General features: G+C 37.8%; 17 protein-coding genes. 5 read left to right on the top strand and 12 right to left on the bottom strand.

Going from position 1 to position 15,315, the window contains the following annotated elements; all coding sequences use genetic code 11:
• The first annotated feature begins 3 nt into the window (after positions 1–3).
• Together MWU78_RS15130 and MWU78_RS15125 are read left to right on the top strand one after the other, a co-directional pair.
• The gene (locus tag MWU78_RS15130) at positions 4–360 is read left to right on the top strand and encodes a 6-phosphogluconate dehydrogenase (RefSeq protein WP_246999231.1); all 357 of its coding nucleotides are present in this window, start codon (positions 4–6) and stop codon (positions 358–360) included.
• A gap of 5 nt (positions 361–365) precedes the next feature.
• Positions 366–917, top strand: a complete 552-nt coding sequence (locus MWU78_RS15125) for an acyl-CoA thioesterase (RefSeq protein WP_246999230.1) — start codon at positions 366–368, stop codon at positions 915–917.
• Here the strand turns inward: MWU78_RS15125 and pgl are convergent.
• Positions 914–1,624 carry a 6-phosphogluconolactonase gene (gene pgl, locus MWU78_RS15120; protein WP_246999229.1) on the bottom strand — a complete coding sequence of 237 codons (711 nt, stop codon included), beginning with the start codon at positions 1,622–1,624 and terminating at the stop codon, positions 914–916. The genes MWU78_RS15125 and pgl overlap by 4 nt on opposite strands.
• 25 nt (positions 1,625–1,649) lie before the next feature.
• Positions 1,650–3,182 (bottom strand): glucose-6-phosphate dehydrogenase, encoded by a 1,533-nt coding sequence (gene zwf / locus MWU78_RS15115; RefSeq protein WP_246999222.1) that lies wholly within the window; start codon positions 3,180–3,182, stop codon positions 1,650–1,652.
• A gap of 189 nt (positions 3,183–3,371) precedes the next feature.
• On the opposite strand from zwf, the gene gndA reads away from it, so the two are divergent.
• Entirely contained in the window at positions 3,372–4,784 is a 1,413-nt protein-coding gene (gene gndA / locus MWU78_RS15110; RefSeq protein ID WP_246999220.1) for an NADP-dependent phosphogluconate dehydrogenase, read from the top strand.
• A gap of 79 nt (positions 4,785–4,863) precedes the next feature.
• The gene (locus MWU78_RS15105; RefSeq protein ID WP_246999219.1) at positions 4,864–5,145 is read left to right on the top strand and encodes a hypothetical protein; all 282 of its coding nucleotides are present in this window, start codon (positions 4,864–4,866) and stop codon (positions 5,143–5,145) included.
• A gap of 118 nt (positions 5,146–5,263) precedes the next feature.
• On the opposite strand, the gene MWU78_RS15100 is transcribed toward MWU78_RS15105, so the two are convergent.
• The 3 genes from MWU78_RS15100 to MWU78_RS15090 all read right to left on the bottom strand — a co-directional run bounded on the left by MWU78_RS15100 (position 5,264) and on the right by MWU78_RS15090 (position 8,264).
• Positions 5,264–6,541, bottom strand: a complete 1,278-nt coding sequence (locus MWU78_RS15100) for a hypothetical protein (protein WP_246999217.1) — start codon at positions 6,539–6,541, stop codon at positions 5,264–5,266.
• A gap of 249 nt (positions 6,542–6,790) precedes the next feature.
• The gene (locus MWU78_RS15095; protein WP_246999215.1) at positions 6,791–7,558 is read right to left on the bottom strand and encodes a DUF4331 family protein; all 768 of its coding nucleotides are present in this window, start codon (positions 7,556–7,558) and stop codon (positions 6,791–6,793) included.
• A 25-nt stretch (positions 7,559–7,583) separates the two neighbouring features.
• Positions 7,584–8,264, bottom strand: a complete 681-nt coding sequence (locus MWU78_RS15090) for a DUF4331 family protein (RefSeq protein WP_246999213.1) — start codon at positions 8,262–8,264, stop codon at positions 7,584–7,586.
• A gap of 188 nt (positions 8,265–8,452) precedes the next feature.
• Here MWU78_RS15090 and MWU78_RS15085 point away from each other — a divergent pair, with 188 nt between their 5' ends.
• Complete coding sequence (locus MWU78_RS15085; protein WP_246999211.1) at positions 8,453–9,640, top strand: LETM1-related biofilm-associated protein; 1,188 nt, start codon at positions 8,453–8,455, stop codon at positions 9,638–9,640.
• Between the two features lie 92 nt (positions 9,641–9,732).
• Here the strand turns inward: MWU78_RS15085 and MWU78_RS15080 are convergent, their stop codons facing one another.
• The 7 genes from MWU78_RS15080 to MWU78_RS15050 form a co-directional block, all read right to left on the bottom strand.
• Entirely contained in the window at positions 9,733–10,488 is a 756-nt protein-coding gene (locus MWU78_RS15080) for a LytTR family DNA-binding domain-containing protein (protein ID WP_246999209.1), read from the bottom strand.
• Between the two features lie 37 nt (positions 10,489–10,525).
• Positions 10,526–10,849: a 2TM domain-containing protein gene (locus tag MWU78_RS15075; protein WP_246999207.1), complete on the bottom strand. Its 324-nt coding sequence runs from the start codon at positions 10,847–10,849 to the stop codon at positions 10,526–10,528.
• Complete coding sequence (locus tag MWU78_RS15070) at positions 10,849–11,181, bottom strand: 2TM domain-containing protein (RefSeq protein ID WP_246999206.1); 333 nt, start codon at positions 11,179–11,181, stop codon at positions 10,849–10,851. Before MWU78_RS15070 ends, MWU78_RS15075 begins: the two co-directional genes overlap by 1 nt.
• A complete protein-coding gene (locus MWU78_RS15065; RefSeq protein WP_246999203.1) occupies positions 11,178–11,480 on the bottom strand; it encodes a 2TM domain-containing protein in 303 nt (100 codons plus the stop codon). Before MWU78_RS15065 ends, MWU78_RS15070 begins: the two co-directional genes overlap by 4 nt.
• A gap of 89 nt (positions 11,481–11,569) precedes the next feature.
• Positions 11,570–12,907 carry a 2TM domain-containing protein gene (locus MWU78_RS15060; protein WP_246999201.1) on the bottom strand — a complete coding sequence of 446 codons (1,338 nt, stop codon included), beginning with the start codon at positions 12,905–12,907 and terminating at the stop codon, positions 11,570–11,572.
• 141 nt (positions 12,908–13,048) lie between these two features.
• Positions 13,049–13,213, bottom strand: coding sequence for a hypothetical protein (locus tag MWU78_RS15055; RefSeq protein WP_246999199.1), 165 nt, complete (start codon positions 13,211–13,213; stop codon positions 13,049–13,051).
• A 958-nt stretch (positions 13,214–14,171) separates the two neighbouring features.
• Positions 14,172–15,305, bottom strand: coding sequence for a Gfo/Idh/MocA family oxidoreductase (locus tag MWU78_RS15050; protein WP_246999197.1), 1,134 nt, complete (start codon positions 15,303–15,305; stop codon positions 14,172–14,174).
• Positions 15,306–15,315 lie beyond the last annotated feature (10 nt).

The raw sequence follows: 15,315 nt of genomic DNA, 5'->3' as shown, positions 1-15,315 counted from the left end.
AGTATGAAAAAAATACTCGGATTAACCCTACTTGGCCTGGTCCTAATTATGACCGCCTATTTTTTATTTGTATATTTTGTCCCCTATAGCGAAGGTATCCGCTCAGGGGAACTTATAAAAATAAGTCATAAAGGAATACTTATAAAAACATGGGAAGGTGAGATAAGTCAAGGAATATCCGGTGCACAGATATTTTCCTTTTCCGTCTTAAAGGACGATGTTATAGCCAAGTTAAAGGAATATCAGGGATCTTATGTAAAAGTCACCTATATAGAACGTTACCGCACCTTTTTTTGGTTAGGTGATACCAAATATTTTATCACTGCCGTTGAAAAGGAAAACTCTCCACACTTAAATTAGAAACGATGGACAAATTTAAAACAGCCAAACAATCCAGATTATCCATAACCGAATTAATGCTACCCTCACATTCCAATTTTGGAGGTAAGGTACACGGCGGCCATATATTAAATTTAATGGACCAAATAGCTTTTGCCTGCGCTTCAAAGCATTCCAGAAAATATTGTGTTACGGCTTCTGTGAACAAGGTCGATTTTTTGAACCCTATTGAAGTTGGGGAATTGATCACCTTAAAGGCCTCCATTAATTATACGGGACGAACATCCATGGTCATTGGTGTCCGGGTAGAATCCGAAAATATTACCACAGGTAAAAAGAAACATTGCAATTCCTCCTATTTCACAATGGTAGCCAAAGATGCCGAGGGACGAAGTACTCCGGTACCCGGACTTATTATTGAGGATGAGCAAGGAGTACGCAGATTTACCCGTAGCATTCAAAGAAAAAAACAGGCAATGTCAAGAAGCAGTCTTTTTGAATCGTCCCAATTTAAAATAAATGACCATTTGAAGGATTTGGACAACGAAAATGTCCAAATCAATCTGAATCCCGCTTAATTGATTTGAGCAGCGGCCTCCTCGTCCAAAAACCAAATTAAATCACCAGAGGTAGGCATTACTAAGGAAGCTGGATAACTGTCATGACCTTCTTCCTTCGTAATTATGGTCCTCACTTTTTCGGCCTTACTATTCCCAGTTACCAAAAACGCCACCGTCTTGGCATTATTGATCAGTTTTCCGGTTATGGTAATTCTTCTTTGTCCCGAATCTGGATGAACGGCCACCTCACAAGTATTTTTAGAATCCCAGAGGTCTATTTCATGTGGAAAAATAGATGCTGTATGTCCGTCATCACCCATACCAAGGATAACAATATCAAATTGAGGTATGTTGTTCACTATTGGCAATTCCCCTTCCAAGACCTTGCCGTATCTTTCAGCTTCCAACTCTGGTAAGTCTTCCCCATGAACACGGTGAACATTATCTTTTGGAATATTGATTTTGGACAATAAATGCTCTACCGTCATTTTGTAATTACTTTCAGAATCGGTAGGAGGAACACAACGTTCATCTCCCCAATACAAATGAACCGTAGACCAATCCACGTCTTTATAGTATTCCGCCATATAATCAAATACCACCTTGGGCGTACTACCTCCGGACAAGGCAATATGGGTAGTTTTGTTACTCTTTATTTGTTCTTCCAAATATTCAGAAAAGATTTGGGCAACCTCCAATTTGGTAGGGGATATATTTATTTGCATCTATTACTGTTTTATGAATTAATTATTAGCGAATAACACAGAAACCAGGATCATCGGCCAAGTTTTCACCGGGATTTCTCCATTTCAAGTCTCCTTCCAATAGGTGGTCGGAATTTGTTGGACCCCAAACCCCTGAAGAATATCCGTAGATATTAACATCCGTGCCATTTTTCCAATAATCCAATATGGGATCAACAAATTCCCATGCCGCTTCCACTTCATCTGCCCTGGCATAAAGCGTGGCATCTCCTTGCATGGCATCCAACAATAATCGTTCGTAGGCGTCCATTACATTGTTATCGGCCAAATTGGAATAATAAAAATCCAGATTGGCCCGTTCCACGGTAAAGCCCTGACCAGGCACTTTTACTCCAAATTTAATAAGAATGCCCTCATCTGGCTGAATCCTGATGATCAACTGGTTATCCTTGTTGTTCATGTCAGAATTTTTAAACACTTGGTGATGTGGCGATTTAAAATGTATGACCACTTCGGTTACTTTGGTTGGCATTCTTTTGGCAGTACGTACATAGAAGGGAACATCTTTCCACCTCCAATTATCCACGAAGAATTTGATTGCCGCATAGGTCTCAGTTTTTGAATTGGGATCCACACCTTCTTCTTCCCTATAGCCTTTTACCTTTTTACCGTCTATAACAGAAGAAAGATATTGCCCCCTTACGGTATTACTGTATAAGGTTTTCTCATCGCGCATAATTCGCAATGACTTTAAGGCCTTGACTTTTTCATTCCTTATTTCCTGGGCGCTTGCATCAATGGGTGGCTCCATTACAATTAATGAGACTATCTGCATTAAATGGTTTTGAAACATATCCCGCAGAGCACCGGATTTGTCGTAATAGCCTCCCCTTTTTTCCACACCAACGCTTTCCGCATTGGTAATTTCTATATGGTGTATGTAATTCCTATTCCAAAGTGGTTCAAAAATACTATTGGAAAAACGTGTGACCAATAAATTCTGGACGGTTTCCTTACCCAGATAATGATCTATTCTATAAATCTGTGATTCATTAAAATAGGTTTGAAGACCAATATTAAGTTTTTTGGCCGTTTCCAAACTGTAACCAAATGGCTTCTCTACAATGATTCTCTTCCAGCCGTTGTTTTCATTATTTAAACCTTGTTGGGAGAGGTTTTTTGCAATAACCTCGTATAGACTTGGAGGGGTTGAAAGATAAAAGATATAGTTTTCACCAGTACTGAATTTATTGTTTAAATCGGATATCCTGGTGGCCAACTTACTGTATTCCTTATTATAATCCTCGCCCAGATCCTCATAAAAAAACTTGTCGGCAAGGGTATTAATAAAATCCGAAGAGGCATCTTTTACCTTTTCCTTAAGGTAGGTGCTTTCCAAAACCACCTTTCGCCGAAACTCCCCATCGGTCATATTACTTCTGCTCACCCCCAATACCACGAAATTCTCAGGAAGCTGTTTTGCCTTGTACAAATTAAATAAAGCCGGTACCAGCTTTCTAGCAGTTAAATCTCCTGATGCCCCGAAAATAACAAGCATCTGATTTGCTGTTTTGTTCATATTATATTTATTGGAAGTTTTGTTCAATTTGTTGGGAATTTAAAACTTTGGTTCTAAAAACCGTTTAATTGATTATTTTTGATTTTTGAATTATCGTGCGAAGATAAAACTAATTTAGCTTATTCATTTATAAACAAGGACACTTAACAAAAGCCCCTTTATTTTGTTAAATAACTTTAAGAAAAAAACATGGAAAACAAATACGATTTTGGATTGATTGGCCTAGGTGTAATGGGACGTAACTTTATATTGAACGTTGCGGACAACAACTTTTCGGCCATGGGATACGATCTTGATGATGAAAAAGTAAATGCATTAATTGAAGAAGGACAAGATACCAAAAGAGTAAACGCCTCTACAGATATTCAATATTTTGTAAAATCCCTGGCACAGCCCAGAAAGATTATGCTTTTGGTACCTGCCGGGAGAATTGTGGATTCCGTAATAGAGAGTTTATTACCACATTTGGACAAGAACGACCTTATTATTGATGGAGGTAATTCCTTTTTTACCGATACGGATCGTAGGGAAACTTATCTACAGGCCAAGGGAATCCACTTTTTTGGTTCCGGTGTTTCCGGGGGAGCAAAAGGGGCAAGGCGCGGTCCCAGTATAATGCCAGGTGGAAACAAGGAAGCCTATAAGGAAGTTCAGCCTATTTTTGAAGCTGTTTCCGCTAAATTTAAAGGAGAGCCCTGTGTTGCATATTTGGGTCCAAAATCTGCCGGTAACTATGTAAAAATGGTACATAACGGAATTGAGTATGGCCTAATGCAACTTACCTCCGAAATATACGATCTTCTAAAAAAAGCAGGAAAATACAATAATGATGAACTGCATGCCACTTTCGATTCCTGGAATAAAGGCCGACTACAGTCCTTTTTAATAGAAATATCCGCTGAGATTTTCAAACAGGAAGATGATAAGGGTGATGGCAGATTGGTCGACAAAATATTGGACAAGGCCAAACAAAAGGGCACCGGCAAATGGACTTCACAAAACGCCATGGACCTGGGAATACCTATTCCCAGTATAGATATAGCAGTAAGCATGAGGGAAATTTCTGCCTTAAAAGAAGAACGGGTTTTAGCAGATAAGCTATACAACAGGCCAGAGCCGGCAATAATGGACAAAAAGGAAATGGCTAAATGGGCAGAAGAAGCACTTTACTTTGCCTTTATAACAACTTATGCACAAGGACTTCATCAATTGGCAGATGCCTCAGAAGAATACGGCTATGACCTAGACCTTTCGGTAATCGCAAAAATTTGGAGAGCAGGTTGTATTATCCGTGCCGGATTGTTGGAAGATATTTCCACGGCATTTACCAATGACAAACAATTACCTAACCTCCTATTATCCCCACAATTTGTTCCCAAGGTACAATCCACGGTTGCAGCAGCAAGAAACTTAGTGGCCTATGGTGCCAAAAATGGTATTCCTTTGCCGGGTCTTTCCAATTCATTGACCTATTTTGATGCTTATACCTCTGGAAGATTGCCGTTAAACCTTATTCAGGCACAGCGTGACCACTTTGGATCGCACACCTATGAGAGGACCGATATGGAAGGTATATTCCATACGGAATGGGAAAAACAATAACCGGTTTTATTGCGATATTGCAGACTAGATTTTTTGGGCTATTTTTAATGTACATTAAAAATAGCCCAAAAAATTTAAGATGAGCGGAAGCATTCAGGACATGAACAATAGAGTGAATCAGAATCGCTCTTTAAAACCGTCCAATCGGGCCCGGTTTAAGGAAAATAATCGTGATAATATTTATTCGGATTCCGAGCCTTTCCCAACAAAACTTACGTTTAAGAAAATCTCCGAAATTGAATTAAAGAAAATCAAGGAAAGAATTAAAAATAAGGCCCTAAAAGATCGTACAAGTAAAACCTTTATTTTTATTTCTATCGTCGCGGCCCTGTTGGGGATACTTATCCTACTCATCAAATAAAAAGAACACCACAACAATATTTGCCATGGTGTTCGCACCTAAAAAACCACTAAACACATTACCTTTATCTGACCTTTCGTTTTAAATAATGTGGCCAGTTCAACCAAATTTCCCTTAATCAGAGATTCATGATTTTGCTCTCCATAGATGGCCCAAGCTCATAGGTTGCCCCCAATAATTCATTCTTTAATTCCTTCACCTTTGTATATTCTCCTTGTGCCTTATAAATCTCTGCTGTTCTAAAAAGTATTCCCGGCTCAAAGGTTTTACCTTCAATATGTTGTTCAACAATCTCCAAGGCCTTATCCTTTTCCCCAAGTTTAAAATAACTATAGGCCAAAAGGTCGTAGGATCCTGGCGTTGGTCTGCTATTAACTTCAACTTCCGCTATCTTCAAAGCTTTATTGTACTGCCCTGTTAGCTCCAAATACATGCCAACATTGTAAACATTGTACATAGCCCCATAGTCCGGGTTCGCCACTTCTATGGCATAATTATCCAGATTATTTGTCATTTCTGCCCTATTGCCCATATACTCCGCTATCTCGGCCTTCAATAGGTAATAATCAGGTGACAGATAATTTTTGGTAACCGAATCCAATATTCGCAATGCTTCCTTTGCATTTTTTTCATATGAAAATACTATCCATGCAATTCCTTTCTTGGCATAGGCATTTTGTGGATCCAATCTCAGTGACATCAAATAATGCTCATAAGAATCCTGAATTCTTCCGGCATGACCATAATAATCCGCTAAATTGGTATAGGACCACAACATCAAAGAGGAATTCTTGGAAGATTCTGCCCTTTCCTTTGCCTTTTCCATAAAACGGATGGCCGTTTCCAAATCCCCTTTATGATCATTCCATTTGGCCAACCGTATCAAATAATCAAAATCGGACATATTTTTAATACTATCCAAATAATGTTTGGCCTTTTCGTAACTACCTATTTCCATGTGAATATCGAAAAGTAATTTTTGGGATTCCTCAACTCCACTGCCCATGGCCCTGGAGGAATTGGCCAATTCCAAAGCTTCCTTAAATCTGTGCTGGGAAATATAGTTACGGGCCAAAGCCCTATAGTACCCTGATTTACCAATAGCCGCAATTTCAACTGCCTTATTAAGGGCCTTTTCTGCCATTTTAAGTTGCTTTATATCTCCCGTTTCTTGAAAATACCGGTTGTACTCACCTGCAACAATACCAAAACTCATTAGCTGCATGCTATCTGGCTGAATCTTGGAATTCCAAAGCTCAAAATATTTTGACGTTTTCTTAGATTCCACGGAACCTAGAAAGACATTATAGTCTTCAGCATCCGTAATTTGCTTGTAAGATTCCTGTGTGCAGGAAACCATTACAACTAAGGCCATCATAAAAAGTAAATATCTCATTATTAAAGATTTTAGTGTTGATTAAGTGGTGATCATAAAATAAGGGAGAACTATTACCATCCTCCCCCATCTTCCTTTTCATCTGCTTAAATTTTATTGTTTATTTTTCTGTTAGACCTGCCCGACTTCTTCATTCCCGTCCGTACCGGAACGGGCGGACAGAGGTGTGTAATTGGCCATAAAACATTTCGCCCACGTAATTATACAGAGTCGCCAAAAATTATCATGGCTCATTTCATATATCAATACCTACTCCGGATTTCCCACGTATGGAAAACTTGCGGAGACGGTTGCCGTTAAAGAAACTCCGTCCGAAGTTAATCTTGGGGTATCAGGATTACCGTCCATATCCTTATCAGAACCGTCAAAACGATCTCCTTCTGTTCCTCCAAATAGTAGTATCAAAGAAACATCTATGACATCATCTGTCAATGTTCTACCAGTAAGTGCTACTTCATCCCCATCCGGAACTAAAATTCTTCCATCATTATCGAAATCTGTACCTGGGTTAAAATAAGTAGTAGGCAAGTTTGGAGAAATCTCCAATACATCAGATGCCAAATAACCGGTCAAAGTGGCTGCATCCAGTCCCAAAATATTATTCTCATAATTAAGGGCCTCTGGGTCAATACCCAACAAATTGGCATATACGTCATAGTATTGCTCCAATCTAGCTTCGTAACCAGCTTGGAAAGTGGCTCCCATTTCCGAAGGGATAGTTCTATTTTGTGCATCCTTAACACTTGGTTGTCCTTCCATATCATAACCTAAAACCGTATTTATTCCAGGTCTTCCCATGTGATCTACTTGGGTAAAACTCCCAGAGAAATCCAAGGCCATTATACAAGGTTCACAAGAACCACCGCAATCAACTCCAGTTTCAGTTCCATTCATAATTCCATCATCACAAATGGCCATTGCTATTGGATCCATCATGTCATCATCGTTATTACAAGCGGTCAATATAGCCAATCCTAAGATTGACAGTAACGCATATTTAATTGTATTTAGTTTCATAATTATACTTTTAAGTAGTTAAATATTATTGTTTTTTGTTTGTTGTAACCCAAGTCTTATAAACCACCAACCCCAATGCATTCTGGCCTGTAGGCGCTCCCAATAAGGAGTTTGGCACCTCTACCACGATAGACATGGTATTTTTACCTTCGAAGGTATCCACGGCCTCCTCGGCTGTTTTAAACCCTCCTGGGGCCATCTCACCGATTACTGCGTTGAATTGAAAGAAATCGAAGAAGAACGAATCCTGTCTAGGCCCAGCAAATAGTGTTGTACCATTCGCTGTTGTTGCCTTAATGGCTGTAGATCCAGAAATTTCAACACTCCCCAAGGGAGAGTCGATCAAAACCTCGCTATCCAATCCTGTTTTTAAAGGTGCTACCGGGCCAAAGAAATACATTCTACCCTCTCTAGGTATGGCCTGAATAACCAAATCCTCCACCAAATCGCCATCAGTATCAATATTGATTTCTGTTAAAATTGTCTCATCGAAGCTTCCATAGGCCAGGTCTGGCACTACGTTGGTTTGAAGATCCACTACAAAAACGGTGTTATCCGACCCCTCGGAAGGCTCAAATCCGTAAAAGTCGGCGATATCCGCCGTAGTTCCCATAGAAGAAGGAGCGTCAATGTGATCCGCCGCAATCAAAATAACTCCTGCCGCTGCAAGGAAGCCAAGCCCTAATAATAATTTTGTCTTTTTCATAATTTCGATAATTTTTAGATTAAAATCACCCTTACCTACGGAACTTAAAATATCAGGGTTTGGTTTTATATGTTAATAATATGTTAATAATATGTTAATATCTAAAAATGCCTTTTACCGAAAAAACGGTTGCAATAAGAATGAAGTCCCATATTTTAATTTAATTTTACCCACTAAAATTTGGATATATGAATCCTTCTGCCACTGGTTGGATCGATAAGTTTGGGTATCTGGTAAAGGACAACAACGACTATTTTAACTCCTTTGAAGAATTGTATGCTCTACTGAAGAGTACCGGATTTGTCTATGGGATTAATCTGGAAATACCTCCATTTATAATTAGGGAGGTTCCCTTGTCCGAGGATGAAAAAGCCAAGATCAATTTAATAACTGCACTTTATTATACTTATAAGCTTAAAAACAACGAACCAAATTTCGAAGCTTTCCTAGGCTATATCTTTAAGTTTTATAAAGATTTGGGGATTAACAGAATTTCATTTTTGAACAAATTTCTTACCGGAAAGAAAACTTCTTCTAAGCTTGAAAACCTTTTAAACTCCAGAATTTACTTAGAGGACAATGTAATAAGCAAGACATTCAATAACATCATCACCAATTCCTTGCTGTTTATAGATGTCCTTAGTTTTAAAAGGTATCTTGAAGGTGAAAATTCAATAAAAGAATATGCACAACGCTTGGAGCATATCACTATAAATATCACATATCATACCTTAAACTCGAAAGAGAAAAACAAAAATGACGAGAAGCTTGCGCAACTTTTTGCCTCCTCACTGACCTTTATTGAGAGTGAGAAACAAAATTTTGATGGCTCTTATAGGAATGATTTGATCAACATATATTCCTCTTCGGAAAATAGGTATTTTCTGGATGTTGCCTGCCTCACGGTTTGGGAAGATCAGTCGTTGGATTATACAGAATCCGAGTTCATCTTTGGCATTGGAAAAGACCTTGGTTTTGACCAAAATCAAATTGCAAATTCGCTGCAGCATGTTACGGGATTTTTTAATTTAAATGTGGACAAAATACCCCATTTAAAAGACCATAATTTGGCAGTACAATTTTACGATAGTATGTCTAAAATTGTAAAGAAATTGATCCTCAGAAACAGTAAACGGTTGCAAAAAGAACTATCGGAAAGTAAGGAGTTGGTCTCCCTGTTATCTAAATCCACAGTAAAGGATCTTAGCCCGGAGGAGAAGAAAAAAGTACAGAATCATCTAGTGGATATTTTTAAAAGTATTCCCTCTTTGGCAATTTTTATACTTCCGGGAGGGGCAGTTCTGTTACCGATATTCATTAAATTAATTCCCAAATTACTACCTGCCTCCTTCGACGACAATAGAGTTGATAAATAGCCCTAAATTGATCTAAAAACACTACTATAAGAAAAACCTATAGCACATTTTTTTAATGGTTAAATAAATTAAAATCAATCAATTAAATACTTTTACTCCAACCAAAACTTAAAGTCTTTTACCCTTTCGCGACTTACAATAATTTCTTGACCATTATAGCGATTTAGTTTAATTTCCAACCTAGAATTGGTGTAGGAAACTATATCTTTTACATGACTTATGTTGATGTAGAATTTTCTACTCACCCGGAAAAAATATTTTGGATGAAGTTCAGATTCCAAGTTTTCCAAGGTAAGATCCAACAAATAATTCCTACCCTCAATAGTGGCAGCATAGGTGCCTTTGTTCTCACTGTAAAAACATTCTATTTCTTCCGCATTAATAATTTTCAAATGCTGCCCAACAGCAACGGTAAACCTCTTTTTATATTCCCGTTCCAAAGGGTTGACCAACAACTTTTTTATGTCTTCAAAATCGAGCGACAACTTCTGCTTTTTAGGTTGAAAAGAAAGGTACTTCTTAACGGCAATTTCCAATTCCCTATCATCGATAGGTTTTAACAAATAATCAATACTATTTAGCTTAAATGCCTGCAATGCATATTCATCATAAGCGGTCGTAAAAATCACCGAACTTTGAATATCAATTGCCTCAAAAATCTCAAACGATAATCCGTCCGAAAGCTGAATATCCAAAAAAATAAGTTCCGGATGTTCATTTTCCCGAAACCATATAATAGCCTCCTCCACAGAATAAAGCATAACAGAAACTTCTATCTTCAAATTAGCCAATAATCGCCCCAATCTTCTTGCGGCAGGTTTTTCATCTTCAATAATTATTGCGTTCATCTGTGTTGGTTAATTGCTTGGTTCATTTATGGATTCCCTATTTCTCCATGTATTTTCGAATTTGCCTTTCTTCCCAATTTCTAAAAAACACAGGTTTCATTTTGAAGTAAAAAAGTCCAATTAACAACAAAACGACCCCCCATATAATCGGAATAAAAACAATATTCCATTCCACCCAATTTAAAAAGCCTTGGTCATTTACTCCATGCTCTACAAAAAAGTCAATAATATTTACTTTGAAAGAGAAAAGAAGAACGTTCATAACAACGTACACTGCAATGTGTGCATAAAAATTTTTGAGATTCTCCACCCGTCTCTTTGCTCGAATATACTTTTCAGAATCGTATTTGTACTTTCCCATTATCTATATCTCTCAGATTCCTTTTTTTCTTTCTCCATATACTTACGAATCTGTCTCTCCTCCCAATCCTTATTAAAAAACGGATTGTAGGAAAAGACCTTTAAACCGTGAAACACTAGGCCAATACCCCAAAATAACCATACAGCAAAGGCTCCAAAATCCCAGAATGCCTCCAAAAAGGATTCTCCATGACTCATGTTGCCAATAATTTTAACTGAAGTAATCAATAAATTCACCGCAAGATAAACGGCCAAATGAATATAAAACCCCTTAAGTTCCGCTACCTGTTTTTGGGCACGTAGCATTTTTTTCTTTTTGTCGTTGTCCATCATTTCCACCTGTTTTGCGGTTCATCCTCACGCATAAACTCCTTTATTTTCTTTTCCTCCCAATTCTTCCCGAGGAAAGGGTTTAAGCCAAAGACTTTTACGGCCTGAAACACCAATCCTATCCCCCAACCAAAAGCCGCCCACAAAAACCATGCGTACTGCCATTTATTGGTAAAGTAATTTATAGCTGCCAGGAACATTATAAAAATAAGATAGGACCCTAGATTCAAATAGAATTTCTTAATAGCTTCCACTCTCTCCTTCGCCCTGTAATATTTGTTTTCCTTATCTGAATTTTCCATGTTTTATATTTATTTCAAAATACGGTACACATCTCCACTTTTTCAAAATAAAATTTACGAACTGTTGAATTTAAGCGATGGATTGTGGCTTAAAAACTTTCATCATCCATATATTTTTGAATTTCTTTTTCCTCCCAACTCTTGCCTAACAATGGATTGTAGCCAAAAACCTCCATGCCATGAACAGCAATACCAAAACCCCAACCCACGGCAGGAAAAAGTACCCATGGAAAACTGGTTGTATTGTAATTGACAATAGCCAAGATAGGAAGCACAACACAATACGAAATAAGATTCCCATAAAACCCCTTGATAGCCTCGACCTTCTCCTTGGCTTTTTGATAGCGCTTATCCTCTAAAAATGTTTTCTGAGTTTCCACAATCCCTATTTTCTGACTCAGTATCGGGAGTTTAACCGTAAAATCTGAATTTGTTTTTTGAATTTGAACTTCCCTGTCGGAAAGCATATGATAGCGCTCCTGTATATTCCGAAGTCCAACACCGCTACTTTTTTTTACAACCTGCTTTTCCTGTAAATTATTGGACACACAAAGCATTCCTCCATCTTCATAAACGCGAATATGCAGAGGCTTGGCCGAAGTAACCACGTTGTGCTTTACTGCGTTTTCCAACAAAAGCTGAAGGGACAGGGGTACAATTTTTGTTTCGGCCCCACTTCCCTTTTCTGGGATATCAAAAATTATACTGTCCTCAAACCTCATTTTTAATAATCGAACATAAGTTTTGGCAAAAGCAATCTCCTCGTCCACAGTTACCAAATCCTTGTTCTTTTGCTCTAAGACATAACGATATACCTTTGAAAGTGAGGTAGTGAATTTCTGTGCCTGTTCCGGATCCTCCTCAATTAAACTCGTAAGCACGTTTAGACTGTTAAAAAGAAAATGGGGGTCCAATTGATTCTTAAGAGCGTCAAACTTGGCGGAAGCAGTACCAGCAATTATTTTCTGCTCCTTTACCTTATTTTCTTGACGATACTTAAAATACCACGCCAAATAGAATATCAATGAAATTAGAATGGCAAGAAAAAGCGAAACCTTATAATATTCGAGTTTCTCAGCATTCATAAAATCAGAAATCGGTATTTTTTCGATACCCACCCGCAGAATTAAACGGGAAATGAATATTCCTGCCAAGGAGAGCAGTATATTTCCGGATATACCCATTAAAAGGCGTTTTCTTCTATAAAACTGATTTTTGTACTTATCTAAAAGGAATTGGATCCAATAGGCATTTACCATATATAGGATTACCGCAAAAATCATATTTCCATAATATTCCTCCAAAGCCCTCTGGTAAGTGAAACCCGCATCAAATTTTCCCATAAAAAAGAATACGGCGAGAAATATGAAATAGATCAATGTCCCAATAAACACTGCATTGCCTAAATGTTTAATAAATCGTATCATTGATAATAATTTACTGGCCGTTCATAATTAATCCCATATTTTTTTTCCACTATCGGAGACACGGAACTATCTAGGATTAAAGTTAACAAAAAGATCCCACGACAAAGCTATATCCACTACATTGGAATGGTCATCCTCCGTTCAAAACAAGGATATTTCCAATAGCGATTTAGGATCTATATTTTCTTCGTTACAACATTGATTTACAAGTATCAATATATCGTCATCTTGCAATTTACTTTCATCCTGTCCGGACGCTATTTGATTAACGATTATTGCTATAATGACCAATATGATTTTTTGCATAACAAGGTTTTGTTTCCTTTCCAACTATACAAATGTGGATTAATCTAAAATCGTAGGGAAATTGAATTTACCCAGTTGTTATATTCCGGGGATGGGCTGAGGGAAGAAATTATTGTAAATAGAAAAGAGGACGCACCCCTACGTCCTCTTTTAAAATGTAAAAAATAGTTTCTTTTAAAAACTTATTTTTCTAGTCTTACTTATGAATGTTAAATTTAACATTTATTCTCCTACGAAACGTTCTTTTTTGAAAAAAAATTAACTCAAACCGTAAATCTGAATAAAGCCACTAGGTGGATTATAACACCTAATCCCAGAATTGTTGTACTCACAGAGGGGCTCACAGAGGGGGAGGCACCAAGAATTAACCTATAATATAAAAGCAGACTCGAACATAAAATATAGACCTGAGACAGGTCTTGAAATTTTAATTAGTTGACCCTTTTCAACAACAAAGAGTTATGGATATACCTAAAATAAAAAAGAGGACGCACCCCTACGTCCTCTTTGAAATAATAAAAACTAGGTTTGTTTAATACCTTATTTTATTAGTCTTAACTTATGAAATACAAATGACGGGCTTATCCACTGGCAAAAGACTCTTAATGAAATATAAAATTGACTCAATCGCTAGATATGAAATTGAAATGGATTCAAATATAAATCATTAATGAACTTGCAGCTACAGTAATATATAAGGGAAGTAAAAATAAAAAAGAGGACGCACCCCTACGTCCTCTTTTAAAAGTTAAAAAATAGTGTCTTTAGCAAGCAAAAAACCATTTTTTAAGTCTTACTTATGAATGTTAAATTTAGCGAATATTTTAATATGGACGGTGCTTTTTTAGTAAAAAAAATAACTTAAACCGTTAATTTACATAAAACTAAATTATTGAATCACTCGCTAACCATCTTAAAATATCACTTTAAATAATGCTTATAAAATTCTAAAAACAAGCTATTTAGTGTAAAATGTAAATTCGGGCAACCTAATGATCTCTCCGCCTTTAAGCGCCGACTCATGAGCCAGAATCCCGACACAGGTAATATTGGCAGACTGCTTGGCATTGGGGTAAGGCGCTTTGTTCTGAACCAGGGCATTTACAAATTCATGTACCAGATGTGGATGCGACCCTCCATGACCAGCGCCCTGCGTAAATGAAAGGTGTTGGTGCTCCTCCGAGTCGTACACCCCCTTGGTAGTGAAATGCTGTATTTCTTTGGGCAATAATTTTGCAAAATCCGGACTTTCCATTTCCTCTGGGATTTCCGGTTCCGGTTTTTTGGCCGTGTGCACCACCAATGGTTTCCCTTCAATCAAGGGCCATTCCACCGATTTCTTTGACCCATATACCTCAAAGCTTTCGCGATATTGTCTAGCTACATCAAAAAGAGACCTATACACCTGGGCGCTTAAATCTGAATTCCGAAATTTAATATGAGTGGTTTCCACTGCAAATGGTGAGTTGTAATGCGGTATTAGCTCTTCGCGTATAGTTCCCGACCCAAAACAGGAAACGTACTCAGCTTCCCCTCTTGTAAGGGCTAGAACTGGCCCTACACAATGCGTTGCATAATGCATTGGAGGCAGACCAGGCCAGTAGTTGGGCCAACCATCCATATCTTGTTGGTGACTGGCTTTTAAAAACTGTACTTTTCCCAATTCACCATTTTCATACAACTCCTTCATGAATAAAAATTCCCTGGCATAAACCACAGTTTCCATCATCATGTAAGTGAGGCCGGTTTCTTCCGTTAAGCGCACAATTTCCTCACATTCCGCCACGGTAGTTGCCATGGGTACTGTACAAGCAACATGCTTACCGGCTTTTAAGGCCTTTATAGATTGAATTCCGTGGTCCGGAATAGGCGTATTTATATGAACGGCGTCTATTTCCGGGTCCTGTAACAGTTCATCATAGGAAGTATATCTTTTTTCAATATTGAACGCATCTGCCAACTCATTTAGCTTGACTTCGTTTCGTTGCGAAATAGCCACAAGATTGGCGTTTGGATGCTTTTGGTATATCGGGATAAATTCTGCTCCAAATCCCAAACCTACGATAGCGATGTTTACTTTCTTAATACTCATCTTATCTAAA

It is taken from the genome of Arenibacter sp. F26102, assembly GCF_023015865.1.
GTDB lineage: Bacteria > Bacteroidota > Bacteroidia > Flavobacteriales > Flavobacteriaceae > Arenibacter.
This window is presented reverse-complemented; position numbering and strand designations above follow the sequence as displayed.